The following is a 23,747-nucleotide window of genomic DNA, read 5'->3' on the forward strand; positions in this document are numbered from 1 at the left end:
CATTCATGGATACTGACAAACCTTGCGAATTTGTCTAAGATATAGATGAAATATAGTTAAAAATAGGAGGAATACTATGAATAAGAAACATTTTGAAGAGAAAAATGGTCCGAAATCAACTGTATCGAAGGTAGTGAAAGGATCTTCTCCATCTAAGATTAGGGGCAAGTTTTTTAAAATAAAAGTCTATATTGGCATTGCCATTAGTCTCTTGGTCGTTGCAATCCTAGCAAGCCTCTTCTTATTATCACCTAACGAAAAGAAAGAGTCAAATGAAGCCATTTCTTCAGTTGCTAAAAAAGAGAACACAAGTAAAGAAGCGATAGATACTTCGAAAGCGTCTGAGAATGAGAAGAAGAAAGAAGAGGAGATTCAAAAACTCAAGGAACAGCTAACCAGTTTAGATAGCAAGGTCTCTGAATCAGAGAAGGTAGTTGACAAGTTAAAAGAAGAAACTGCAGTTCCGAAACTGGATATTGAAGCATTAAGAAATAATGATTTATCAAGTTTGAAGGGCACATGGCGTACACCGTCGGGCAATGAATATGTCATTAATGAGTCTGGTGAAATTTATATAACTAGCTTTAGAGATGGTCAAAAATTTGAATATACTGTTGAATTGGACAATAGTTACTCTCATCTGAAAAATCGAAGTTCAGATTCCAACTTTAAAGAAGTTGAAAGTCTAAGTGCACACACTAAAGGTTCTGTCGCAGGAGGATTTGTGGTAGTTGCCGTACCAAGTGGAGTTGTCATGCAACCTGGTGATGATGGAAAACTGACAGATAAAAGCAATCATGACGAGGAGAGACTGTTTGCAGGACAGCAGTATGAAGCGATATTGTCGAGACCAGAAGATGTTTATTATCGTGTAAAACCAGATACTAGTAAACTTGAGGAAGAAGAGAAACATTTAGCTCAACTACAGGCTGAACGCGAAGCAATCAAAACTTCTCTAGAATCTAAGGAAAAGAAAAATAATAACTAGAAAAAACTAGTTTAGAATCTAACTTTCGATTGTTTTAGTTCAGAAATACTGTTGCAATCGCTAGAATGAAGAAGCTCATTAGGGCTTCTTTTCTTTTATCTTAACACTTCAACCACTTAGACTGATATAGAGACCAGATAGGCAAAAGAACTTGTTCTTGAAACTGACCTCTGCTATAATGATTTTTGTAAGGGACGTGAGGCGTCACTATCAGATAACTCAAGTTCATAAAAAAGCAATTGGAGATAAAAATGAAAAAATTATTAGGTATTGGATTCTTGCTAGTTTCAGCTTTGGTTTTGTATTTTGGTTCTGTTGGATGGCCAAGTTTGGATGTCAACCTATGGTCACTGATTCCGGTAGGACTGTTCCTCTTTTTCACTCTAGAGAATTTTTTGAAAAAAGACTACAAGGCTAGTCTGATGTGTTTAATTATTGCTTTTATCATTGCAAATGCAATTTTAGACCTTTTGCCAATTTCAAGTGGCTTGGTAATTGGAGCGGGCGTACTAGCTTGCATTGGTATTGGATACCTCTTTCCTGATAAAGATACAAAAGAAGACAAATAGAAAAGGCCTCGAGATTTCTCGAGACCCTTTTTTACTTACCAGCGTAATATTTTTGAATTCCTTTCACGATACCTGCTACAAGCTTATCTTGATAGTGGCTATCTCGAATCTGTTGATTTTCAGCGAAATTATCTATATAACCAAGCTCTAGGAGGACGGCTGGTTTAGCAGTTTCTCGAAGAACGGCAAAGCTTCTTTCCAATAAACCAGCATCTTTAGCACCAGTTTCAGCTAACAATGAAGAGTGGATAGCGGCTGCGAGGCGCTTGCTCTCACTCATACGGTCAGGATGGTTATGCCAGTATGGGTTGATTTTACTTGGATAATCAGGATCATCACTATAGGAATAGGTTTGAATTCCACTAGCTCTAGAGTACGCGCTGCCAGTCGCATTGAAGTGAATACTAATAAAGATATCAGAGTTAGTCTTGTTAACCATACGAGAACGTTCTGTAACAAAATCTACATCAATATCACTATCACGTGAAGTAAGAACTTTGTAGCCAAGTTCTTCTAACTTTTTGCGTAATTTACGATACACCTGCATGTTGAGGTCTTTTTCAGCGACATTGTAATAGTATGCACCTGAGTCTCTTCCACCATGTCCTGGATCTAAAAAGATGGTTTTACTGTATTGACCTTTTACAAAACCAACTTCTTTTGAGACCTCAGAAATCCATTGACCATTTTTGTGGAATAGATGGTCTTTACCGTCAATTTTGTAAGTTCCGGAAACATAATGTCCATTATCATCTAAGTAGTAGCGAGCCTTATAAGTGTCGTCGTAAATCCACTCTTTTTTAGCCATATAACCACCAGCTTTGAGATAGTAAGCTCCAATCCATTCTTTTGATGCATACATTCCACCACGCTTCAAAAAGAACCAGCTGTTATAGTTTTTATCAAATATCCATTCATTATCAGCCATGGCTCCATTGGTTTTTAGATAATAGCTTCCCGACCATTTATCGGCTAACATAGCTCCATCTTGAGCAAAAGAATACCAAGAACCGCTGATTTTTTCCCATTTGTTTTGGACAAATTTTCCAGATGCGTTCGCATAGAACCAGGTATCTTTAATTTTTACCCAGCTATTTTCAGCCATAGCACCACTGTTATTAAATAGGTAGCCCTTAAATGTAGTTGAGCTCAACATGATTCCCTTTTTATCAAAGTAGTACCAAGAACCATTGACTTTCTCCCACTTGTCCTGAGAGATTTTTCCAGAGGATGTGGCATAATACCAATTTTGGTCGATTTTTGCCCAGCCGTTTGTGGCCATAGCTCCACTTTTGGTCAGTAAATAGTTATCAAAAGTTGTATTACTAAGCATGATTCCATCTTTGTCAAAGTAATACCAAGCACCACCAATTTTCTCCCATTTATTCTGAGAAATTTTTCCAGAAGAATTAGCGAAGTACCATTTTTCATTGATAAAGTTCCAACCGTTTTCAGCCATCACTCCATCTTTATTGAAAACATAACCATCAAAGGTTGTATTGCTTAGTCGATGGCCATCTTTATTGAAGTAGTACCACTTTCCTTGGATTTTTTTCCAGTTGGTAACAGGTTTGTTGTGTTCGTAAAAGCGCCAGTTATTATTTTCTTCCTGCCAACCTTCTTTGACTTTTTCAACTTTTTCTTCTTTTTTTACTTCAGACTTCTTCTCTTCTGTGGCGGGAGTTTTTTTCTCTGTTTTTTCTTCTTTATCATCAATTTTAGAAGAATTGTCTGTTTTTTCGACCTTCTCTTTCGATTTTTCTTGGTTTTCGATTTTTGAAGTACTTGAATGAGGAATTGTTACATTTTCGCGTACTGACTCTGCTTTATTTTCTTGAGCTTGGGCAGTTGTTTGAGTGTATCCTAAAATAGATAAGGCAACTGCACTAGCAAGTAAAACCTTTTTCATATTAAACTCCTTTTGTTTTTTTGCTTATTATAATAAAATCTTGCTGATTTCTCAACTATCAAACTGAACTTCTTCTAGTAGATAGTCAATAAAGCGTTCGCCCATCTTAGATAGGCTGGTTTTTTCATGCTGGATATAGACCAGCTCAATTGGGTCATCAATATCCAGTGGGATAGAAACGATAGTGTCTCCGTTGAGGTTGCTGTTCAAAATCCCTGTCGCAATGGTATAACCATCCAAACCAATCAAGAGATTAAAGAGGGTAGCACGGTCGCTGACTACGATAGATTTTTTGTGGTATTCCTGCGAGAGAATCTCTTCTGAAAAGTAGAAGGAGTTGTGCGTCCCTTGGTCATAGCTGAGGTAAGGGAAGTTCTCCAAGTCTTCTAGTTTGACCTTATCTTTCTTTGCCAGAGGATTGGTCTTGCTGACAAAGATATGAGGCTGAGCGGTAAAAAGATGGTGAGCCAGCAGGTGGTTGTCATCCAGCATTTTGGTTAAAACATCACGGTTGTAGCTGTTAAAAAATAAGACACCGACCTCACTACGGAAGTTCTTGACGTCGTCGATAATCTCCCAAGTACGAGTTTCACGAAGGAAGAGCTCGTATTTTTCCATATCACTTTTCTTGAGTAGAGAGACAAAGGCATTGACCACAAAGGCATAGTGTTGAGACGAAACGCTAAAGAGTTCGCGGTGGGCGACAGGATTTTTATAACGTTCCTCCAGAAGTTGAGTTTGCTCGACAACCTGACGGGCATAGGAGAGAAACTCCATCCCATCACGGGTCAAGGTGATACCCTTGGGATTGCGGATAAAGATCTCAATCCCCATTTCATTTTCCAAATCTCTCACAGCATTGGAAAGACTCGGCTGGGTGATAAAGAGCTGCTTAGCTGCCTCATTCATAGAGCCAGTTTCGACGATTTTGATAATATAGTGTAATTGTTGAATTCTCATGTTTTTATTGTACCACACTTGCGTCAGAATCGCCAAAGATGATAGGAAAATAAGGGGCATTGTGTGATTCTCTTCTTGAAAAAAACACAAAATTTTGCTAGAATGAGTCTTATGAAAACATTCTATGATGTGCAGCAATTCCTCAAACGATTTGGTATCATTGTTTACATGGGAAAACGCTTATATGATATTGAACTGATGAAGTTGGAACTCTCACGGATTTACGATGCAGGGTTGATGGACAAATTAGACTATCTAGAAGCAGAAGCGGTTCTTCGCAGAGAGCACAAGGTAGAATTGGATTATATTGAGAAAAATGGAGAAAAGAACTAATGGTTACTTGGATTTTGTGGGCACTAATACTAGCAATGTTGGCGTGGATGGGCTTTAACTATCTTCGTATTCGCCGTGCAGCTAAAATCGTGGACAATGAGGAGTTTGAAGCCTTGATTCGTACGGGTCAATTGATTGATTTGCGCGACCCAGCAGAATTTCACAGAAAACATATTCTTGGGGCTCGCAATATTCCTTCAAGTCAGTTGAAAACTAGTCTTGTAGCCCTTCGTAAAGACAAACCTGTCCTTCTCTACGAAAACCAACGTGCGCAACGTGTCACAAATGCAGCCCTTTACTTGAAAAAACAAGGTTTTTCTGAGATTTATATCCTTTCTTATGGCTTGGATTCTTGGAAAGGAAAAGTGAAGACTAATTAACATAAGCTAAATTCTCAAACTAAGTTCCGCTTTGGGTAGACAAGTGGACGTTTCTTTGAGAGATTGCTATAATTAATATTATGAAAAAACTTATAGTATTATATAGACAAAACCTATTTCTTTTGATATAATTTAGTGGTAATAATTTTAGGAGTTTTATAATATGAAAGAAAAGAAGAAATCTTCCCTTGTTTTAGGTATCCTATCTATCGTTCTTGGTTTTCTACTACCAGTGGTAGGGCTTGTTTTGGGAATTATTGGATTAGTGTTAGCTAATTCACATCAAAAAGAGTCTGAGCTGGACTATAAAACAGAAAAAATACTTGGTATCGTAGGTATTGTAATTTCTGTAATTATGTGGATTTTAGGATTTATAGTTCTTATGAATATATCAGCTTAACAATAAAACATTTTATTGTTAAACTCACCCCGAAAGTTAGCAGAAAAATCTAGCTTTTGGGGTGTTTTATTATGAAAATAACTTATGAGGATAAAGTTCAGAGCTATGAACATAAAAAGCAAGGTCAAAGCTTAAAGCAACTTTCAAAAAGATTTAGTGTGGATGTTTCTGGGCTAAGATACATGATGAGATTGATTGAACATTTCGGAATAGAAAGTATCAAAAAAGTTAAAAATTATCACTATTCTCCAGAACCAAAACAAGAAATGATTGATAAATTTTTCCTTGTAGGTTGATTACAAATAAGAAAACGAGCTTGGATGTTTCCGAGCTCATTTTTTAACCACTTTTTCTGAGTAAGTCACGAATGCTTGTCAACTCTTGTGAGTTTAGGGGACGGTAGTCTCCTTCTTGAAGATTCTGATCTAAGCTCCAAGATCCAAAACAGGTACGTTTGAGGGAGGTCACCTTGACACCAACTGAGAGGAACATTTTTTTAACCTGATGAAATTTTCCTTCTGAAATGGTGATAGAGGCTTGGCTGTGGGAAGGACTTGCAGATAGAATCTCTAGTCTTGCAGGTTTACAGACAGTACCATCTAAAAAGACAATTCCCTTTTGAAAGGCTTGGATATGGTCAGGTGTCAGAAGTCCATTGACCTCAACTCGATAGGTTTTATCGACATGATATTGGGGATGGAGGAGCTGAAAGCCTAAGGGACCGTTATCGGTCAAGAGAAGGAGTCCTGTCGTATCTCGGTCCAGTCGGCCGACGGCATAGAGCTTGTCAGACTGGATGTCAGGCGGAAGGAGGTCCATGACAGTTGGAAGTTCCGTGTCTCTATTGGCTGTCACGACACCAGCAGGCTTATGAAGCATCAGATAGGTGTGCTCATAGCCTTGAATGATTCGGCCCCGAAAGAGGAGCTCCTGTAGTCCTGTATCGATATTTTGGGCTAGGGAGCGGGCTGGGCAACTATCGACGAGAATGTCCCCTTTGAGTAAGGCTTGTTTCATGGTCTTTCGGCTGATTTTTTCTTGGGCTAATAAATTATCTAAACGCATACTGTGCTTATCTTATCATAAGTCGCTTGCTTTGAAAAGGCTTGACGTGAAAAGAAAAGCGCAGTGAAAACATTTACACTTGCTTGAGTTATGTTATTTACTTGAAAATATGGTATAATCGTTCAGTTAGAAAATAAATTTTGAATATTATAGAGGAAATCATGACAAAACTTAGAGAAGATATCCGTAACATTGCGATTATCGCCCACGTTGACCACGGTAAAACAACCCTCGTTGACGAATTATTGAAACAATCAGAAACGCTTGATGCACGTACTGAATTGGCAGAGCGTGCTATGGACTCAAACGATATCGAAAAAGAGCGTGGAATTACCATCCTTGCTAAAAATACAGCCGTTGCCTACAACGGAACTCGTATCAATATCATGGACACACCAGGACACGCGGACTTCGGTGGAGAAGTTGAGCGTATCATGAAAATGGTTGACGGTGTTGTCTTGGTCGTAGATGCCTACGAAGGAACAATGCCACAAACTCGTTTCGTATTGAAAAAAGCTTTGGAACAAGACCTTGTCCCAATCGTGGTTGTTAACAAAATCGACAAACCATCAGCTCGTCCAGCAGAAGTAGTGGACGAAGTCTTGGAACTTTTCATCGAGCTTGGTGCAGATGATGACCAGCTTGACTTCCCAGTGGTGTATGCTTCAGCGATCAACGGAACTTCTTCATTGTCAGATGATCCAGCTGACCAAGAAGCGACTATGGCACCAATCTTTGACACCATTATCGACCATATCCCAGCTCCAGTAGATAACTCAGATGAGCCTTTGCAGTTCCAAGTATCACTTTTGGACTACAACGACTTTGTTGGACGTATCGGTATCGGTCGTGTCTTCCGTGGTACTGTTAAAGTTGGTGACCAAGTTACCCTTTCTAAACTTGACGGCACAACTAAAAACTTCCGTGTTACAAAACTCTTTGGTTTCTTTGGTTTGGAACGTCGTGAAATCCAAGAAGCCAAAGCAGGTGACTTGATTGCCGTTTCAGGTATGGAAGATATCTTTGTCGGTGAAACCATTACTCCGACAGATGCAGTAGAAGCTCTTCCAATCCTACACATCGATGAGCCAACGCTTCAAATGACTTTCTTGGTCAACAACTCACCATTTGCTGGTAAAGAAGGTAAATGGGTAACTTCTCGTAAGGTGGAAGAACGCTTGCAGGCAGAATTGCAAACAGACGTTTCCCTTCGTGTTGACCCAACTGATTCACCAGATAAATGGACAGTTTCAGGACGTGGAGAATTGCACTTGTCAATCCTTATCGAAACAATGCGTCGTGAGGGCTATGAACTTCAAGTATCTCGTCCAGAAGTTATCGTAAAAGAAATCGATGGTGTCAAATGTGAACCATTTGAACGTGTTCAAATAGACACTCCAGAAGAATACCAAGGGTCTGGTATCCAAAGTCTTTCTGAACGTAAGGGTGAAATGTTGGATATGATTTCAACTGGTAATGGTCAAACTCGTTTGGTCTTCCTTGTTCCAGCGCGTGGTTTGATTGGATACTCAACTGAGTTCTTGTCAATGACTCGTGGTTACGGTATCATGAACCATACCTTCGACCAATACTTGCCATTGATTCCAGGTGAAATTGGTGGTCGTCACCGTGGTGCCCTTGTTTCTATCGATGCTGGTAAGGCTACAACTTACTCAATCATGTCTATCGAAGAACGTGGTACGATCTTTGTCAACCCAGGTACTGAGGTTTATGAAGGAATGATCATCGGTGAAAATTCTCGTGAAAACGACTTGACAGTTAACATCACTAAGGCGAAACAAATGACTAACGTTCGTTCAGCTACTAAGGACCAAACAGCTGTTATCAAGACACCTCGTATCTTGACACTTGAAGAGTCTCTTGAGTTCTTGAACGACGACGAGTACATGGAAGTAACGCCTGAGTCTATCCGTTTGCGTAAACAAATCCTTAATAAGGCAGAGCGTGAGAAAGCTAACAAGAAGAAAAAATCAGCTGAATAAGAGCTAGAAAGAGATAAAGATGGTTTATTTAATCATAGGACTCCTCTTATTACTACTCTATGTATTTGCGACACCAGAAAGCATTAAAGGGACAGTCAATATCGTCCTTGTCGTCTTTGCTTTCGTAGCACTCTTGATTTTGCTGATGTTGTCAGTTTTGCAAATCTTTCAGCTACCGACAGAATTCTTTATCGCAATCGCCATGCTCTTCCTAGCATACTTTAGCTTGCGAGATATTACCCTCATGTCGGTCAGTAAAAGTAAAAGAAGATAAAAAAGAGAGTTTTGACTCTCTTTTTGCTTGTTAGAATGCTGAATCTGAGCATTTTCGTTTAGAATTATTTCCATAAAAATGGTAAAATAGTAAGAGTAGAAATGGAGTTCGAGACATGAAAGTAATAGATCAATTTAAAAATAAGAAAGTCCTTGTTTTAGGTTTGGCCAAGTCTGGGGAATCTGCAGCTCGTTTGTTGGACAAGCTAGGTGCCATTGTGACAGTAAATGATGGCAAACCTTTTGAGGACAATCCAGCTGCCCAAAGTTTGTTGGAAGAAGGAATCAAGGTCATTACAGGTGGCCATCCTTTGGAACTCTTGGATGAAGAGTTTGCCCTTATGGTGAAAAATCCAGGCATCCCATACAGCAATCCCATGATTGAAAAGGCTTTGGCCAAGGGAATTCCAGTCTTGACCGAGGTAGAATTAGCTTATTTGATTTCTGAAGCACCGATTGTTGGTATTACCGGTTCAAATGGTAAAACAACCACAACGACCATGATTGGGGAAGTTTTGACTGCTGCTGGGCAACATGGTCTCTTATCAGGAAATATCGGCTATCCTGCTAGTCAAGTGGCCCAAACTGCGTCAGACAAGGACACTCTTGTCATGGAACTTTCTTCTTTCCAACTGATGGGCGTTCAAGAATTCCATCCTGAGATTGCAGTTATTACCAACCTCATGCCAACTCATATCGATTATCATGGTTCTTTTGAGGAATATGTAGCAGCCAAGTGGAATATCCAGAACAAGATGACAGCGGCTGATTTCCTTGTCTTGAACTTTAACCAAGACTTGGCAAAAGAATTGGCAAGAAAAACACAAGCTACAGTTGTACCATTTTCAACACTTGAAAAGGTTGATGGAGCTTATCTGGAAGATGGTCAACTCTACTTCCGTGGGGAAGTTGTCATGGCAGCGAATGAAATCGGAGTTCCAGGTAGCCACAATGTGGAAAATGCCCTTGCGACGATTGCTGTAGCCAAGCTTCGTGGTTTGGATAACCAAACCATCAAAGAAACTCTTTCAGCCTTTGGAGGTGTCAAACACCGTCTCCAATTTGTGGATGAAATCAAGGGTGTCAAATTCTATAATGATAGCAAGTCAACCAATATCTTGGCTACTCAAAAAGCCTTGTCAGGATTTGACAACAGCAAGGTCATTTTGATTGCAGGTGGTTTGGACCGTGGCAATGAGTTTGACGAATTGGTGCCAGACATTACTGGACTCAAGAAGATGGTCATCCTAGGTCAGTCTGCAGAACGTGTCAAACGGGCAGCAGACAAGGCTGGTGTGGCATGTGTGGATGCGACTGATATTGCTGATGCGACCCGCAAATCCTATGAACTTGCGACTCAAGGAGACGTGGTTCTTCTCAGTCCTGCCAATGCTAGCTGGGATATGTATGCTAACTTTGAAGTACGTGGCGACCTCTTTATCGACACAGTAGCGGAGTTAAAGGAATAATATGAAAAAAATTGTCTTTACAGGTGGGGGGACGGTTGGACACGTGACCCTCAACCTTTTGTTAATGCCCAAGTTTATCGAAGATGGCTGGGAAGTCCACTATATCGGAGATAAACGTGGTATCGAACACCAAGAAATCCTCAAGTCAGGTTTGGATGTTACCTTCCATTCCATTGCGACTGGAAAATTGCGTCGTTATTTCTCTTGGCAAAATATGCTGGACGTCTTCAAAGTTGGCTGGGGAATTGTCCAGTCGCTCTTTATCATGTTGCGACTTCGTCCACAAGCACTTTTTTCAAAGGGAGGCTTTGTCTCTGTGCCACCTGTTATCGCAGCCCGTGTTTCAGGAGTGCCTGTCTTTATTCACGAATCTGACCTGTCTATGGGCTTGGCCAATAAAATTGCTTATAAATTTGCGACTAAGATGTATTCAACCTTTGAGCAAGCTTCGAGTTTGGCTAAGGTTGAGCATGTGGGAGCAGTGACAAAGGTTTCAGACCAAAAAAATCCAGAACCGGATGAATTGGTGGATATTCAAACCCACTTTAATCCTAAATTGCCAACTGTATTGTTTGTCGGTGGTTCTGCAGGTGCTCGTGTCTTTAACCAATTGGTGACAGACCATAAGAAAGAACTGACAGAGCGCTACAATATTATCAATCTAACTGGAGATTCTAGCCTAAATGAGTTGAGCCAAAATCTCTTTCGTATGGACTATGTGACCAGTCTCTATCAACCCTTGATGGAATTGGCTGATATTGTTGTGACACGTGGTGGTGCCAATACGATTTTTGAGCTCTTGGCCATGGCAAAATTGCATGTTATTGTGCCACTTGGTCGTGAAGCTAGTCGTGGAGACCAGATTGAAAATGCAGCTTACTTTGTAAAAAAAGGCTATGCAGAAGAGCTTCAAGAAAGCGATTTGACCTTGGACAGTATAGAAGAGAAGCTTTCTCACTTACTAAGTCACAAGGAAGATTACCAAGCTAAGATGAGGGCTTCAAAGGAATTGAAATCTCTAGCAGATTTTTATCAATTGTTGAAAAAAGATTTATCATAAGGAAAGTAAATGTCAAAAGATAAGAAAAATGAGGGCAAAGAAATCCTCGAAGAATTTAAAGAGTTATCAGAATGGCAGAAACGAAACCAGGAATATCTAAAAAAGAAGGCTGAAGAAGAGGTAGCCCTAGCTGAGGAGAAGGAAAAGGAAAGACAAGCACGAATGGCTTCAAAATCTGAAAAGTCAGATGCAACCGAGGACCAAGAGAGTGAATCTGATCCAAAAGACCCAAAATCAGCTAAGGAAGATGCTGAAGAAAAAGTAGAAGAGTCAGAAGACGTCAAAAAAGAAGTAGTCAAAGAAGAATCAAAGTCTAAAAAGACAGAGAAAGAGGATAAACGGGATAAAAATGCAGAGAAAAAGCCTGTTAAGGAAAAACCGGTCAAACCGAAAATTCCAGGAGTTCATATCTGGCGGGCTATCTCGATTTTGTTTCTCAGTCTGATTTTATTGGTTGTCTCTGCTTATTTGCTCAGTCCTTATGCGACCATGAAGGATATTCGTGTTGAGGGAACAGTGCAAACTACAGCTGATGATATTCGACAGGCTTCAGGTATTCAGGATTCGGATTATACGATTAACCTTCTGCTAGATAAGGAAAAATATGAAGAGCAGATTAAGTCTAACTATTGGGTTGAATCAGCTCAGCTTGTCTATCAATTTCCAACCAAGTTTACTATCAAGGTCAAGGAATATGATATTGTGGCCTACTATGTTTCTGGAGAAAGCCATTATCCAATCCTTTCAAGCGGTCAGCTTGAGACCAGTTCGGTAAGTTTGGTGAGTCTGCCAGAAACTTATATATCAGTTCTCTTTAATGACAGCGAACAAATCAAGACCTTTACCTCAGAACTTGCTCAAATTAGTCCAGAACTCAAGGCGGCTATCCAAAAGGTGGAACTAGCCCCAAGCAAGGTCACATCAGATTTAATTCGATTGACTATGAATGATTCGGACGAGGTCTTGGTTCCTCTATCTGAAATGAGTAAGAAACTGCCATATTACAGTAAGATTAAGCCACAATTGTCAGAACCGAGTGTTATTGACATGGAAGCTGGAATTTACAGTTACACTGTGGCGGATAAATTAATTATGGAGGCTGAGGAAAAAGCCAAACAAGATGCTAAGGAAGCTGAGAAGAAACAAAAAGAGGAAGAGAAGAAAAGACTGGAAGAACAGCAGAATAAACTAGAAGAGGAAAGGAAAAAGCTGGAGGAAGAGGGCAATCAAAACCAAACGACCCGACGTTCATCGCGTCGCTAGGTTTACCTTTTCTTCTATAGCTCTTTAGTTGCCATGTTTTTACTTGACAAGTGTTAGTAGAAATAATAGAATAGTAAAAAACCTTTAAAGCAGTCCAGAGAGGCAGCTAAGGTTAGACGGTGAAAGGGTGGAGACTACCCATTTTTCGTGGAACCTTGCTGTTGGCAGGTTCCTTTTTTCGTGGCTTCTGTTGCCCAGACTCTCTCACTAGCAAAGGTAAAAGGAGAAACCTATGCGAGAACATCGTCCAGTTATTGCTCTTGATTTTCCTAGTTTTGAGGCGGTCAAGGAATTCTTAGCTCTTTTTCCAGCAGAAGAAAGCCTTTATCTTAAGGTAGGGATGGAGCTTTATTACGCAACGGGGCCTGAGATTGTGTCTTACTTGAAAGGCCTGGGGCACAGTGTCTTTTTGGATCTCAAGTTGCATGACATTCCAAATACAGTCAAATCAGCTATGAAGGTCCTGTCTCAGCTTGGTGTGGATATGACAAATGTTCATGCGGCTGGCGGCGTAGAGATGATGAAGGCTGCGCGTGAAGGTCTTGGAAGTCAAGCCAAATTGATCGCTGTCACTCAGCTCACATCAACATCGGAATCCCAGATGCAGGAGTTTCAGAATATCCAAACCAGCCTGCAAGAGTCAGTGATTCATTATGCCAAGAAGACAGCTGAAGCTGGCTTGGATGGTGTCGTTTGCTCGGCTCAGGAAGTGCAAGTCATCAAACAGGCTACCAATCCAGATTTTATCTGTCTGACACCGGGTATTCGTCCGGCAGGTGCTGCAGTTGGAGATCAAAAACGAGTCATGACACCTGCTGATGCCTATCAAATCGGCAGTGACTATATTGTAGTGGGACGTCCCATTACACAAGCTGAGGATCCGGTTGCAGCTTATCATGCCATCAAGGATGAATGGACACAGGACTGGAATTAAAGAACTAGATTATAAAATAAAAGGAGAATACCATGACACTTGCTAAAGATATCGCTAGCCACCTCTTGAAAATCCAAGCCGTTTACCTCAAACCAGAGGAGCCTTTCACTTGGGCATCTGGTATCAAGTCACCGATTTACACTGATAATCGTGTGACACTAGCCTATCCAGAAACTCGTACCTTAATTGAAAATGGCTTTGTAGATGCTATCAAAGAAGCCTTTCCAGAGGTAGAAGTGATTGCAGGAACTGCAACAGCAGGGATTCCACACGGAGCTATTATTGCTGATAAGATGAACTTGCCATTTGCCTACATCCGTAGCAAACCAAAAGACCACGGAGCTGGTAACCAAATCGAAGGCCGCGTAGCTCAGGGGCAAAAGATGGTAGTGGTTGAAGACCTTATTTCAACAGGTGGTTCTGTTCTCGAGGCCGTGGCAGCAGCCAAGCGAGAAGGAGCAGATGTGCTTGGAGTTGTAGCGATTTTCAGCTACCAATTGCCAAAAGCAGACAAAAACTTTGCAGATGCTGGTGTTAAGCTGTTAACACTTTCTAACTACAGTGAACTCATTCACCTAGCTCAAGAAGAAGGTTACATCACACCAGAAGGGCTCGACCTTCTAAAAAGCTTTAAAGAAGACCAAGAAAATTGGCAAAATGCTTAAGACATAGAAAATCAGGTAGTCATAGTAGATACGTTCCTTAGAACACACATCGGACAAGCGGTGGATTTGATTCCTACTCCTTCGATCAGTTAAGATCAATAAACAATAGTTTTTCGCTCTTGTAAGTAGAACCGTATTAATCTCATAATGCCCATTTTCTAATCGCAGATTAATAGCTTCAGGCTTCTGTTCGATAGATTGACCAGCGGGTTTAAAATTGGCGCTAGCTTGTTTCTTAACAGATTTTCCTTTTCTAGGATACAGCAGATCCTGTTTGGTTAACCCCAATTTTTCATGATGAATCCAGTAGTAGATGGTAGAAATGCCCACGTTAACCCCCTTAGCCTTGACCATCATTTCAGGAGAAAACTTTTGGTTATGATAGTGGAGAATCTTTTCCTTTAGTTCCTTGGTCAAGATTGATTTCTTGACCGAGCGCTTGCAATTGTTTTCATAAGACTGTTGAGCGTAGTCGGCAGAGTAAATCTTTTTAAAGCGCCCCTTTCCAATACATTGTAGGACTGTCCCACGTTTGATTTCAGTATGGATGGTTTGAGGAGTTTTTCCAAGTAGAGAGGCAATTTCTCTATTTGCTTTCCATTCTTTTTCCATCTTTCGATTAAGCGACGGATATCGATTGTCAAATGTTTTGATTTTGTAGTATAATGATTTTGCATCTCTGTGCCTTTCTTGTGTTTGTGGTTGAACAACAAGTATAACACAGAGGTGTTTTCTTATACCTATAAGAGCTTTCAATTGGCAAGAGGAACCCTTTAAGCTGTTTTGTCAGCTAAACCAAGGCTAAGATTAAGCTTGGCTTGTCAGCCTAACAGCTTCAAGCCTCTTATCAAATGAAATCGAGGATTAGCTATAAGCTAGTTGGAACATCTAATTTTTAGGAGGGTTGGGTGTTTAACTTCATTATAGAACTTTCAGAACTTTCAAAAAATTATCAAATAGGTCTTTGTCTATTATTTCTCTTGATAAAAATAGATTAGTTTGATATACTGTAGTGTAAAGGAGGAAGTTCATCATGATTATTAAGCGAACAAATCCCCAAAAATCGTGGACTGGACAACAAAGAGAGATTGCACTTAAGATATTGCAGAATAAGATTTTAAAATCAAAAGGGAAAGGTTTTTCTGGGGAACTTGACATTCAAAATAATCTCTCACAACTGCCTAAGCGAGTCTGAATTTAGAGCAAGTATCTCGAATTTAGTTGTTACCGACAATCCTATTGAAGCGAAACTAGCACATTTTTTAGAAAATGATTCTTATTCTTTAGCGAATACAGAAGATAAAAAGCTGTTTTTAGCAATTGAACAAGATGAGGTAGTAGGGTATATTTTTTATAAAAAAGTATCTCTAGTAGCTACTGACTTCTACTCATATCTTAATACCAAAGATTTTAATTTATCTACTTTAGTAGCTACTGGCTTCTACTCGCATCTTAATATCAAAGATTTTAATTTATCTACTTTAGTAGCTTTTGAGGTCGAGTATCTATTTGTAAAAAGTAGTCAAAGGGGTAAGGGGATAGGTAAGAATCTCATATCAAAAGTTATAGAAGATTACAATTTAGAAACCAATGCATCAATTATAGAGTTGTGGTCTTTAAACCCTGCAGTAAATTTTTATAAGAAGTTTGCTTTTAAAGATGACTTAGATGATAAAAGTCAACCCACCTCTACCTATATGTACCTAGATGAGTAAATGTTAATTCTCTAATTCTCTAATTCTCTAATTATTCTAAGTATTTCTGATAAAATTGTATGTTCAATTAAATAAAGCAACTTTGTAGTAAAAAAGCTCTATAATATTTGTAGTGGGTAAATCCCCTATGGATATTATGGGGCCTATTTTGTTGTAGAAAAAAAGTCCCATAAGATCTATAATGAAAAGTGACCAAACAACTCATTAGAAAGATTCATATGGAACAATTACATTTTATCACAAAACTATTCGATATCAAATATCCAAATTATAGATACCATCAATAGGGATACCCACAAAGAAATCATCGCCAAATTGGATTATGATGCCCCACTTTGTCCTGATTGTGGAAGCCTAATGAAGAAATATGACTTTCAAAAAACGTCTAAGATTCCTTACCTCGAAACGACTGGTATGCCTACTAGAATTCTACTTAAAAAGCGCCGTTTTAAGTGCTATCAGTGCTCGAAAATAGCGGTCGCTGAGACTTCTCTCGTCAAGAAGAATCACCAAATCCCTCGTATTATCAACCAAAAAATTGCGCAAAAATTGATTGAAAAAACTTCTATGACCGATATTGCCCATCAGCTGGCCATTTCAACTTCAACTGTCATTCGTAAGCTCAATGACTTCCGTTTTAAGTATGATTTTTCTCGTCTTCCACAGACTATGTCCTGGGATGAGTATGCCTTCACTAAGGGAAAGATGAGTTTCATTGCTCAAGATTTTGATAACCTCAATATCATCACTGTCCTTGAAGGCAGAACACAGGCTATCATCCGAAATCACTTTCTGCGCTACGATAGAGCTGTCCGATGTTGCGTCAAAATCATTACTATGGATATGTTTAGTCCCTACTATGACTTAGCTAGACAACTTTTTCCGTGTGCTAAAATCGTTCTAGATCGTTTCCATATTGTACAACATCTAAGCCGTGCTATGAGTCGTGTGCGTGTCCAAATTATGAATCAGTTCGAACGAAAATCCCATGAATACAAGGCCATCAAGCGATACTGGAAACTCATCCAACAGGATAGTCGTAAACTGAGTGATAAAAGATTTTACCGCCCTACTTTTCGCATGCACTTAACCAATAAAGAGATTCTAGATAAACTATTAAGCTATTCAAAAGACTTGAAAGCCCACTATCAGCTCTATCAGCTCCTACTTTTTCACTTTCAGAATAAGGAACCAGATAAATTTTTCGGACTCATTGAGGACAATCTAAAGCAGGTTCATCCTCTTTTTCAGACTGTCTTTAAAACCTTCCTCAAGGATAAAGAGAAAATTGCCAACGCCCTTCAACTACCCTATTCCAACGCCAAACTGGAAGCCACCAATAATCTCATCAAACTTATCAAGCGCAATGCCTTTGGATTTCGGAACTTTGAAAACTTCAAAAAAAGGATTTTTATCTCTCTGAACATCAAAAAAGAAAGGACGAAATGTGTCCTTTCTCGAGCTTAGCTTTTCTTCAACCCACTACAGTTGACAAAGAGCCGGAGAAACTTGATATAATGCGTTTTATTATGGGAAGGTTTACTGAATTTTCTCCTTAAATTGAGTTGTTTGTTCAGCTTACTTGTTTTATATTGTGAACAATGGTAGAGAGGGTAGATAACGTAGATATTATGACATAAGAATAAATATTAGAACTAGGTAAATGTGTTACGAATATTAGAATCGGGAGTTTCTTCGATAAATTCAACGATATCATTTGGAAGACAATCTAAAATCCGACATAGCTTTTCTAAAGTTAGTAAAGTTATGTTTTTATTTTTCTTTAAGCTGTCAAGAGTTTTATTATCAACTCCGGATTTTAATAACTTGTATTGAGAAACTTCTTTTTTCTTCATTGTAGCCCAGAGTGGGTTAAAACTGATTATCGTCATCAACTCCTTTTATTTAATTATAAGAAAAAAGTATCTGACTTCATATTGTGTATATATCCACAATATGATAAAATAACTAGGAAAGGAGAGTTATAAATGAATAAGAGTGATATTATTTCTCAAGAGGAGAATGAGTTAGATTATTTTTTAGGAATTATTCCGGATGAATCTAAGTCAGATTTGTTTGATGAATGGACTATTTGGGAAGCTTATGTAAAAGGGCGGTTACCAAATAAACATTGGTCTGAAGTTTTTGATAATGGGGTATACCATTCACTTGATGTCATTACTGCAGAAGGCAAAAAATATGAATATTATCCTATCGTTAATCCGCAATCATACCAGACTGTTTTACAAGAGTATCTTTCGACAATAGAAGAGCCTAAACGTAGTAGAAACTTAATAGTTGAAGCTGCTATCTGGTCTAAAAGAGTAGAAGATCTGACTAAGTATTTTTATATAGTAGATGGAAAACATGTTTCTCTTATCAACCCGAAATTAAGTGTTTTGGGATGGATTTTCAGAATTTTAGGTTCATTGTTCTTAGTTGCCTATATAGATAGACTTGGTGAATTTTCTAGTTCTGGTTTAGGAATCTTAAGTAAACCTTTTGAATACTCCCTTTGGGTGGGAGCATGGGTTCTGCTATGGTCTCCAATTTATTTTGCTTATCAACGAGTGAAGCATGAAAAACCAATAGCAGATCAAGTAAAAAAACATAAGGATGAAGTTGCTCAAGCTATAAACTATTGTATGGAGAAATTGAATAGTATTCCATTTGTTTATGCAAGGCAACAAGCAGGGTTAGATATTCATTTTGATGCTTTTGCTTATATGGTTAATGTAATTGATCAAGGTAGAGCCTATGACCTAGGACAAGCGCAAAATATGTATGAAGACATGATGAGGACAGAGCAATTAAATTATCAGTTTCAAGAATTACAAAGAAAAGTTGATTACAATAACAAAATGACAACAATTAATACATTTACAAATTTAATGAAATAATAGATTAGGAGAAATAAGATGTTTGGAAAACCGAAATATGAAAGTGATATTGATAAAACAGTTAGAGATATGTGGTGGGGTTTTGCCATTTTTATAACTGTAATGTACTTTTTAGTCAAAGCAACTTACTATGTCGCATTGCCGTTTTATACTTTATTTACTCATTTGTTTGAAGAAAAAGTTCAACAGAAAGAATATCTAAACTGGATGAGATTTTTACCTTTGACTTGGTTTATGAGTGGAGAGACCAAAGAAATGAGACGAGCTGCTGTGAGCTGTACTATACTGCCGATTTCGCTACCTTTATTTTTAATTTTTAATTATCTATATAGTATTAAAGTAATCGGCGATAGCTTTTCCATTTTTATTTTGATTTTATTTACATGTAGCCTAGGAGGCATTATAGGTACTGTTAGAAATTATCGTTTTTCTAAAAAATATATTAGATAGTGTAAGTATGTAAAAATATAATCAGTGAAAAGTCAGGAAAATAAAGATGGATAGACAAAATACTAATGAAAAAAAGACTTTGAAAAAAGGTAGAAGAGGTTGGGTAATCTCAGCAGCAATTGTAGTGCTTTTAGGAATTTCAGCTGGAACAGTTGTGTTGCAAAATCAATCGAGTCAAAATCAAGGACAATGTGAAAGTGTTACCGTTTCAGACTCTTCTTCAAAAGAAAAAGAATACACAACAACTGATACTATTAAAGAAACAGAGAAGAGTTTTCTACCTAAAGTAGATGCCAAAGAGGAATTGGCTAAAGCATTTGTAGCTACTAAAAAAGTTGGTTCTGAAGATTCGATTAAATCTCTCGATAAATCATATGAGAAATTATCAGAAATAACGAAGGTAGAGGAAAAGCTTAAGTCACAGGTAAGAACTGAGGGTGAAGACGCAGTTGAGCAAGTTTCTAGATTAGAAGTAGCTAATAAAGATAATAAAATATTGGAAAAATCTGGTAACTTAACTGAAAAAGTTGAAGTAAACATCAACCCATCATTTGAAGTTAAAGATGATAAAGGCATCCCAGCAGTTCAACCTCAACTTCAAGAATTGGTAGTTAGCGAAAAAGGAACTCCTGAAGTTCAAGAAAAATTACCTGAAGCTAAACCAGAAAAAGATAAGGTCTTAGATAAAAAGGAAGAGAAAAAAGAAGTTGAGGTTAAACCAGCAACTCCTACTGTTACAGAAAATAAAGATCAAACAACTGGTAAACCAACTAAAGAAGAAAAAACTTTAGACGAGAAAAAAGATAAGGTTGAAAACAATCAAGCAAACTTGCCTGGAGACAAAGGACAAGTTGAAACTGGTAAAACTACTACTGTAGTTGGAGAAACAACTAAAGAAGAAGTTGTTAAACCTGCTGTTCCGGGTAAACCAGAAGTTCCAGCTAAACCAGCAGAAAATGGTAAGCCTGCTGTTGAAGCCCAACCTGCTGTTCCATCTCAGCCTGAAGTTAAGAAAACAATTACTACTCGAACTGAAGTAGAAACTTCTGTTATTGAACCTGGGGTACAGCATGTCCCAGATGCAAACCTTAATGTCGGGGAAACTAAAGTTGTTCAAGAAGGTGTTGCAGGTAAAACAGAAACAACTTATACAATTACCATTGAAAATGGTGTAGAAGTCAGCCGTACAGCAACAGGAACTCAAACAACTCCTGCAGTTGATAAAGTTATCCATGTTGGTACCAAAACTTCTAAGGAAGTGGTTCGTACTACAAAAGAAGAAATGGTTCGTACTCCTATTCTTCCAGGTACAGAATACGTTCCAGATGAAAACTTAGATGCTGGAGTAGAAAAAGAAGTTGAATCCGGCAAAAACGGTGAGAAACTAGAAGTCTACACTGTAACACTTGAAGATGGTGTGGAAACTGGTCGAACTCTTGTTTCTTCTACTCAAAAAGAAGCTAAAAACAGAGTTGTCCATGTTGGAACAAAAGTTGCTAAGAAAAACATTGAAACTGTAACTCGTGAAACTCATAAAGTAGAACATAAAGTTACTAGCAACACAAATCCAGACCTTCCTAAAGGTGAGAAAAAAGTCATTCAAGCCGGTAAGGATGGTTCTTATGAACTTGTAACTACTGTTGTCACTACTCCAGATGGTACGGAAGTTTCTCGTGATGAAAAACGAGAAAATGAAGTTCCAGCAGTTGATGAAATTGTAGAAATTGGAACTGGTGAAAACTTGGAAACAAGTCGCACTTCTCGAACAGTTGAAGTAAATTACGAAACTGAAGAAGTTAAAGATGAGACATTAAATGAAGGAAAACGTGTAGTAGAAACTAAGGGTCAAAAAGGTTCTTATACTGAAACTACAATTGTTTACGGAAATGGTCGTTCATCTGTGGTTAAAAGTGATGAAGTAAAACCGGTTAAAGAGGTTGTTCGAGTTGGAACTCATAAAGTTTTAACAGAAAATAAAACTCGAGTTGAGCGCAAAGCTGGAGAAAACTTCAATACTCTTGAAGTTAAAAGCGATAAACTTTTCAACGATCAACGAGTTGTTAAAACTAAAGGTAAAAACGGTGAAATCATCGAAAACTACAAAGACTACTATGAAGATGGCAAACTTGTTAAGAGTGAGCTAATCAATACTGAAACTGTTCCAGCAGTGGATGAAGTAGTCGAAGTTGGAACTAAAGAACGTTACACTTATGCTAATGAAGACAAAGTTATTACTGCTGAAGGTGAAAAACGAGTTGCTGATCCTGAACTTTTTGAAGGTGATGAGCGAGTTGAAGATGCGGTAAATGGTAAGGAAACTTATAAAGTTAAGTACATCAATGATGAAAATCAAAACCGTACGGAAGTAAGTCGTGAACTGATTAACACTGTTCCAGCAAAACAAAAAGTTGTTCATTATGGAACTAAGAAATTGATGTCTGAAGTTACTGAAGAAGAAACTGAAACAATTTCTCATGGTTCTCGTACTGAAAATGATTCTATCCTTTTCGAAGGTGAAACTCGTACTGAAAATGGTCGTGACGGATTCAAGCGTTACCGCAAAATTATTTCAGTAAACAATAAAACTGGTGAACGAACTGTTAAAAGTCGTGAGCTAGTTGAAACTAAGGATGCAGTTGACACAATTACCTATAATGGTACTAAGAAAAAACGTATCGCTGATCCAACAGATGTTGTAGTTCCAACAACTGATGATAACTATGACATTGATGGTACATGGAAAGACATTAAGAGTCTAGGTGAAAACGGTTTGGATCCAAACAATGAAGATCACCGTAGCGCTAAGTATCTACATGACAATCTTTCTCAAGCTGATAAAGACCGTGTAGCTGTTGATGAAACAGATGACGGAGATGAACTTCCTCGAGACATGGGACTTATCTCAGTTTGGAAAGTATCACGCCTTTCTCAAGCAGAACTTGATAAGCTTGAACAAATTGTAGATAATCGTAAACTTAATGAACACTTCATGGAGCTTCTTAATGAAGAACGCACTCGTAAAGGTTTGACTCCTGCAACCATCGCAGCAGATGATAGCGAACTAACTCGAGTTGCCAATATTCGTGCTAATGAAATGGCAGATCACGGTTCATTGCGTTACCAAGGTAAGGAGGAAGGTAAGCATAAACGGCCTGATGGTTCTCGTTGGTCAACTGCTTATGATCCAGAATTCTACAAACAAACAAATGCAATGACTGAAAATACAGCAGAAACAACAACTGTTTGGGATATTGTAAGTCTTACAAATGAAAAAGCGTTAGCTCACTACTTCTATACTGTATGGAAACACTCTAAAGGTCACTATGCAGCTATGATGATGGGAGATGGTTATAGCCCAGCAAACAAGAATGTACAATTCCGTGTTGCTCTTGGGTTCGCAAATCATTCATTGACTTCTGATAATCCAACAAACGTTGTTGCAATAATGGAGATTGCATCTATGATGGACTAGATAAAAAACGAACAAGATAAGATTCTGATTATCAGAATTCTAGTCTTGTCCGTTTTTCTTTTTAAAACTTAGTCGACTTTTCCACCTTCAACAACTAGGTCATCTGCTTTAGCAGCGTCACCGTAGGTTGGGTGAAGTGTTTTTTCATAGGCCTTATGGAAGAAGTTTTCTTTGCCTAATTTTTCAATATCTTTATTGATGAAGTCTAGCAATTCTTGGTTTCCTTTTTGAACTGCTGCTGCGATGGTATCTGGATCACCGAGGGAAGTAATACCGACTTCAAATCCTTTATTTTCAAGCGCCCAAGCTAGGACTTCAGTATTGTCAGTAGAGAAGGCATCTCCACGTCCGTCAAGAAGGGCTTGGTAAGAGTCACTGTATTGATCGTATTTTTGGAGCTTGATTTCTGGATGATTCTTTTCAAAATAAGTCTCAGCAGTCGTTCCTTTTGTAACAATCAAGGTTTTACCTTCTAATTGTTTGACATCTGTAATGAGACCAGTCTTAGGCGATACGACACCAAGTGAAACTTTCATGTAAGGAAGGGCAAAATCAACTTGTTTCTTGCGTTCGTCAGTTACCGTAAAGTTGGCAAGAGTAATATCTACCTTGTTTGAAATCAAGTATTCAGCACGGTTAGCAGCATCGACGGAAACGTATTTAACCTTGACACCAAGGTCTTGTGCCAGTTGGTTCCCAAGCTCAATATCGTAACCTTGGTAAGAACCATCATTGTCAACGTAACCAAACGGTTTCTTGTCTCCAAATACGGCGATTCGTAGCTCACCGCTTTTTTTGATTTCATCGATTGTGCGAGCCTTGGCAGTGGTTTTACCAGACGATGAACCTGCGTTTCCACCTGAGCTACAAGCTGTGACAAAGATAAGGGCAAAGGCAAGTGCTAAAACAGTTAAGAGTGGTTTGAGTAGTTTCATAAAA

22 protein-coding genes and 2 pseudogenes are annotated in these 23,747 nt (G+C 38.6%); 18 read left to right on the top strand and 6 right to left on the bottom strand.

Annotated elements, in window-relative coordinates; translation table 11 throughout:
- The first annotated feature begins 76 nt into the window (after positions 1-76).
- On the top strand, positions 77-988 hold the full coding sequence (locus FJN11_RS02575; RefSeq protein WP_181146379.1) for a DUF6287 domain-containing protein: 912 nt from the start codon (positions 77-79) through the stop codon (positions 986-988).
- 251 nt (positions 989-1,239) lie between these two features.
- A complete protein-coding gene (locus tag FJN11_RS02580; protein ID WP_004269832.1) occupies positions 1,240-1,557 on the top strand; it encodes a hypothetical protein in 318 nt (105 codons plus the stop codon).
- A 31-nt stretch (positions 1,558-1,588) separates the two neighbouring features.
- On the opposite strand, the gene FJN11_RS02585 is transcribed toward FJN11_RS02580, so the two are convergent.
- Both FJN11_RS02585 and FJN11_RS02590 read right to left on the bottom strand, forming a co-directional pair.
- On the bottom strand, positions 1,589-3,466 hold the full coding sequence (locus FJN11_RS02585) for an N-acetylmuramoyl-L-alanine amidase (RefSeq protein WP_140223985.1): 1,878 nt from the start codon (positions 3,464-3,466) through the stop codon (positions 1,589-1,591).
- A gap of 51 nt (positions 3,467-3,517) precedes the next feature.
- On the bottom strand, positions 3,518-4,426 hold the full coding sequence (locus FJN11_RS02590) for a LysR family transcriptional regulator (RefSeq protein ID WP_140224196.1): 909 nt from the start codon (positions 4,424-4,426) through the stop codon (positions 3,518-3,520).
- 63 nt (positions 4,427-4,489) lie between these two features.
- On the opposite strand from FJN11_RS02590, the gene FJN11_RS02595 reads away from it, so the two are divergent.
- The 4 genes and pseudogenes from FJN11_RS02595 to FJN11_RS02610 all read left to right on the top strand — a co-directional run.
- Positions 4,490-4,759 (top strand): YqgQ family protein, encoded by a 270-nt coding sequence (locus tag FJN11_RS02595; RefSeq protein ID WP_020901947.1) that lies wholly within the window; start codon positions 4,490-4,492, stop codon positions 4,757-4,759.
- Positions 4,759-5,139, top strand: a complete 381-nt coding sequence (locus FJN11_RS02600; RefSeq protein WP_049487910.1) for a rhodanese-like domain-containing protein — start codon at positions 4,759-4,761, stop codon at positions 5,137-5,139. The genes FJN11_RS02595 and FJN11_RS02600 overlap by 1 nt, the downstream gene beginning before the upstream one ends.
- Positions 5,140-5,302: 163 nt before the next feature.
- Positions 5,303-5,539: a hypothetical protein gene (locus tag FJN11_RS02605; RefSeq protein WP_004261680.1), complete on the top strand. Its 237-nt coding sequence runs from the start codon at positions 5,303-5,305 to the stop codon at positions 5,537-5,539.
- 71 nt (positions 5,540-5,610) lie between these two features.
- Positions 5,611-5,817, top strand: a pseudogene (locus tag FJN11_RS02610) (IS3 family transposase); the annotation flags it as partial.
- A gap of 61 nt (positions 5,818-5,878) precedes the next feature.
- On the opposite strand, the gene FJN11_RS02615 reads toward FJN11_RS02610, so the two are convergent.
- Positions 5,879-6,604 carry a 16S rRNA pseudouridine(516) synthase gene (locus FJN11_RS02615; RefSeq protein WP_094753466.1) on the bottom strand — a complete coding sequence of 242 codons (726 nt, stop codon included), beginning with the start codon at positions 6,602-6,604 and terminating at the stop codon, positions 5,879-5,881.
- 161 nt (positions 6,605-6,765) lie between these two features.
- Between FJN11_RS02615 and typA the strand changes: the two genes are divergently transcribed.
- From typA to pyrE, 7 genes are all read left to right on the top strand, one after another.
- Positions 6,766-8,607 carry a translational GTPase TypA gene (typA, locus tag FJN11_RS02620; RefSeq protein ID WP_140223986.1) on the top strand — a complete coding sequence of 614 codons (1,842 nt, stop codon included), beginning with the start codon at positions 6,766-6,768 and terminating at the stop codon, positions 8,605-8,607.
- A 19-nt stretch (positions 8,608-8,626) separates the two neighbouring features.
- Positions 8,627-8,881, top strand: a complete 255-nt coding sequence (locus FJN11_RS02625; RefSeq protein ID WP_000262673.1) for a DUF3165 family protein — start codon at positions 8,627-8,629, stop codon at positions 8,879-8,881.
- Between the two features lie 115 nt (positions 8,882-8,996).
- Positions 8,997-10,349 carry a UDP-N-acetylmuramoyl-L-alanine--D-glutamate ligase gene (gene murD / locus FJN11_RS02630; protein ID WP_140223987.1) on the top strand — a complete coding sequence of 451 codons (1,353 nt, stop codon included), beginning with the start codon at positions 8,997-8,999 and terminating at the stop codon, positions 10,347-10,349.
- A gap of 1 nt (position 10,350) precedes the next feature.
- A complete protein-coding gene (locus FJN11_RS02635) occupies positions 10,351-11,409 on the top strand; it encodes a UDP-N-acetylglucosamine--N-acetylmuramyl-(pentapeptide) pyrophosphoryl-undecaprenol N-acetylglucosamine transferase (protein ID WP_140223988.1) in 1,059 nt (352 codons plus the stop codon).
- A gap of 9 nt (positions 11,410-11,418) precedes the next feature.
- Complete coding sequence (locus FJN11_RS02640) at positions 11,419-12,672, top strand: cell division protein FtsQ/DivIB (protein ID WP_140223989.1); 1,254 nt, start codon at positions 11,419-11,421, stop codon at positions 12,670-12,672.
- A 232-nt stretch (positions 12,673-12,904) separates the two neighbouring features.
- Positions 12,905-13,606: an orotidine-5'-phosphate decarboxylase gene (pyrF, locus tag FJN11_RS02645; RefSeq protein ID WP_125429524.1), complete on the top strand. Its 702-nt coding sequence runs from the start codon at positions 12,905-12,907 to the stop codon at positions 13,604-13,606.
- Between the two features lie 32 nt (positions 13,607-13,638).
- A complete protein-coding gene (gene pyrE, locus FJN11_RS02650; RefSeq protein WP_049551678.1) occupies positions 13,639-14,271 on the top strand; it encodes an orotate phosphoribosyltransferase in 633 nt (210 codons plus the stop codon).
- A gap of 54 nt (positions 14,272-14,325) precedes the next feature.
- On the opposite strand, the pseudogene FJN11_RS02655 reads toward pyrE, so the two are convergent.
- A pseudogene (locus tag FJN11_RS02655) lies at positions 14,326-14,948 on the bottom strand (IS30 family transposase); the annotation flags it as partial.
- A gap of 474 nt (positions 14,949-15,422) precedes the next feature.
- On the opposite strand from FJN11_RS02655, the gene FJN11_RS02660 reads away from it, so the two are divergent.
- Positions 15,423-15,986 carry a GNAT family N-acetyltransferase gene (locus tag FJN11_RS02660; RefSeq protein ID WP_181146380.1) on the top strand — a complete coding sequence of 188 codons (564 nt, stop codon included), beginning with the start codon at positions 15,423-15,425 and terminating at the stop codon, positions 15,984-15,986.
- A 218-nt stretch (positions 15,987-16,204) separates the two neighbouring features.
- Positions 16,205-17,453, top strand: a protein-coding gene (locus tag FJN11_RS02665) for an ISL3 family transposase (protein WP_376739298.1) whose coding sequence is annotated in 2 segments (ribosomal slippage) — positions 16,205-16,257 and positions 16,256-17,453 — 1,251 coding nt in all. Because the reading frame shifts where the segments join, the coding sequence is not laid out codon by codon here.
- 188 nt (positions 17,454-17,641) lie between these two features.
- Here the strand turns inward: FJN11_RS02665 and FJN11_RS02670 are convergent.
- Positions 17,642-17,878, bottom strand: a complete 237-nt coding sequence (locus tag FJN11_RS02670; protein WP_239665260.1) for a helix-turn-helix domain-containing protein — start codon at positions 17,876-17,878, stop codon at positions 17,642-17,644.
- A gap of 96 nt (positions 17,879-17,974) precedes the next feature.
- Between FJN11_RS02670 and FJN11_RS02675 the strand changes: the two genes are divergently transcribed.
- The 3 genes from FJN11_RS02675 to FJN11_RS02685 are packed head-to-tail and all read left to right on the top strand — an operon-like array spanning position 17,975 to position 22,808.
- Positions 17,975-18,886 (top strand): hypothetical protein, encoded by a 912-nt coding sequence (locus tag FJN11_RS02675; protein WP_049552084.1) that lies wholly within the window; start codon positions 17,975-17,977, stop codon positions 18,884-18,886.
- A gap of 18 nt (positions 18,887-18,904) precedes the next feature.
- A complete protein-coding gene (locus FJN11_RS02680; protein WP_049552085.1) occupies positions 18,905-19,336 on the top strand; it encodes a hypothetical protein in 432 nt (143 codons plus the stop codon).
- A 46-nt stretch (positions 19,337-19,382) separates the two neighbouring features.
- On the top strand, positions 19,383-22,808 hold the full coding sequence (locus FJN11_RS02685) for a G5 domain-containing protein (protein ID WP_140223991.1): 3,426 nt from the start codon (positions 19,383-19,385) through the stop codon (positions 22,806-22,808).
- A gap of 68 nt (positions 22,809-22,876) precedes the next feature.
- On the opposite strand, the gene FJN11_RS02690 is transcribed toward FJN11_RS02685, so the two are convergent.
- The gene (locus tag FJN11_RS02690) at positions 22,877-23,743 is read right to left on the bottom strand and encodes a cysteine ABC transporter substrate-binding protein (RefSeq protein ID WP_120769944.1); all 867 of its coding nucleotides are present in this window, start codon (positions 23,741-23,743) and stop codon (positions 22,877-22,879) included.
- Positions 23,744-23,747 lie beyond the last annotated feature (4 nt).

The sequence above is a fragment of the Streptococcus symci genome (assembly GCF_006385165.1).
GTDB classification, from domain to species: Bacteria; Bacillota; Bacilli; order Lactobacillales; family Streptococcaceae; genus Streptococcus; species Streptococcus symci.

Bases quoted from the DNA above. Each gene is read 5' to 3' on its own strand.
- FJN11_RS02575 (WP_181146379.1), top strand. From the start codon at position 77: ATGAATAAGAAACATTTTGAAGAGAAAAATGGTCCGAAATCAACTGTA.
- FJN11_RS02580 (WP_004269832.1), top strand. From the start codon at position 1,240: ATGAAAAAATTATTAGGTATTGGATTCTTGCTAGTTTCAGCTTTGGTT.
- FJN11_RS02585 (WP_140223985.1), bottom strand. From the start codon at position 3,466: ATGAAAAAGGTTTTACTTGCTAGTGCAGTTGCCTTATCTATTTTAGGA.
- FJN11_RS02590 (WP_140224196.1), bottom strand. From the start codon at position 4,426: ATGAGAATTCAACAATTACACTATATTATCAAAATCGTCGAAACTGGC.
- FJN11_RS02600 (WP_049487910.1), top strand. From the start codon at position 4,759: ATGGTTACTTGGATTTTGTGGGCACTAATACTAGCAATGTTGGCGTGG.
- FJN11_RS02605 (WP_004261680.1), top strand. From the start codon at position 5,303: ATGAAAGAAAAGAAGAAATCTTCCCTTGTTTTAGGTATCCTATCTATC.
- FJN11_RS02615 (WP_094753466.1), bottom strand. From the start codon at position 6,604: ATGCGTTTAGATAATTTATTAGCCCAAGAAAAAATCAGCCGAAAGACC.
- typA (WP_140223986.1), top strand. From the start codon at position 6,766: ATGACAAAACTTAGAGAAGATATCCGTAACATTGCGATTATCGCCCAC.
- FJN11_RS02625 (WP_000262673.1), top strand. From the start codon at position 8,627: ATGGTTTATTTAATCATAGGACTCCTCTTATTACTACTCTATGTATTT.
- murD (WP_140223987.1), top strand. From the start codon at position 8,997: ATGAAAGTAATAGATCAATTTAAAAATAAGAAAGTCCTTGTTTTAGGT.
- FJN11_RS02635 (WP_140223988.1), top strand. From the start codon at position 10,351: ATGAAAAAAATTGTCTTTACAGGTGGGGGGACGGTTGGACACGTGACC.
- FJN11_RS02640 (WP_140223989.1), top strand. From the start codon at position 11,419: ATGTCAAAAGATAAGAAAAATGAGGGCAAAGAAATCCTCGAAGAATTT.
- pyrF (WP_125429524.1), top strand. From the start codon at position 12,905: ATGCGAGAACATCGTCCAGTTATTGCTCTTGATTTTCCTAGTTTTGAG.
- pyrE (WP_049551678.1), top strand. From the start codon at position 13,639: ATGACACTTGCTAAAGATATCGCTAGCCACCTCTTGAAAATCCAAGCC.
- FJN11_RS02670 (WP_239665260.1), bottom strand. From the start codon at position 17,878: ATGACGATAATCAGTTTTAACCCACTCTGGGCTACAATGAAGAAAAAA.
- FJN11_RS02675 (WP_049552084.1), top strand. From the start codon at position 17,975: ATGAATAAGAGTGATATTATTTCTCAAGAGGAGAATGAGTTAGATTAT.
- FJN11_RS02680 (WP_049552085.1), top strand. From the start codon at position 18,905: ATGTTTGGAAAACCGAAATATGAAAGTGATATTGATAAAACAGTTAGA.
- FJN11_RS02685 (WP_140223991.1), top strand. From the start codon at position 19,383: ATGGATAGACAAAATACTAATGAAAAAAAGACTTTGAAAAAAGGTAGA.
- FJN11_RS02690 (WP_120769944.1), bottom strand. From the start codon at position 23,743: ATGAAACTACTCAAACCACTCTTAACTGTTTTAGCACTTGCCTTTGCC.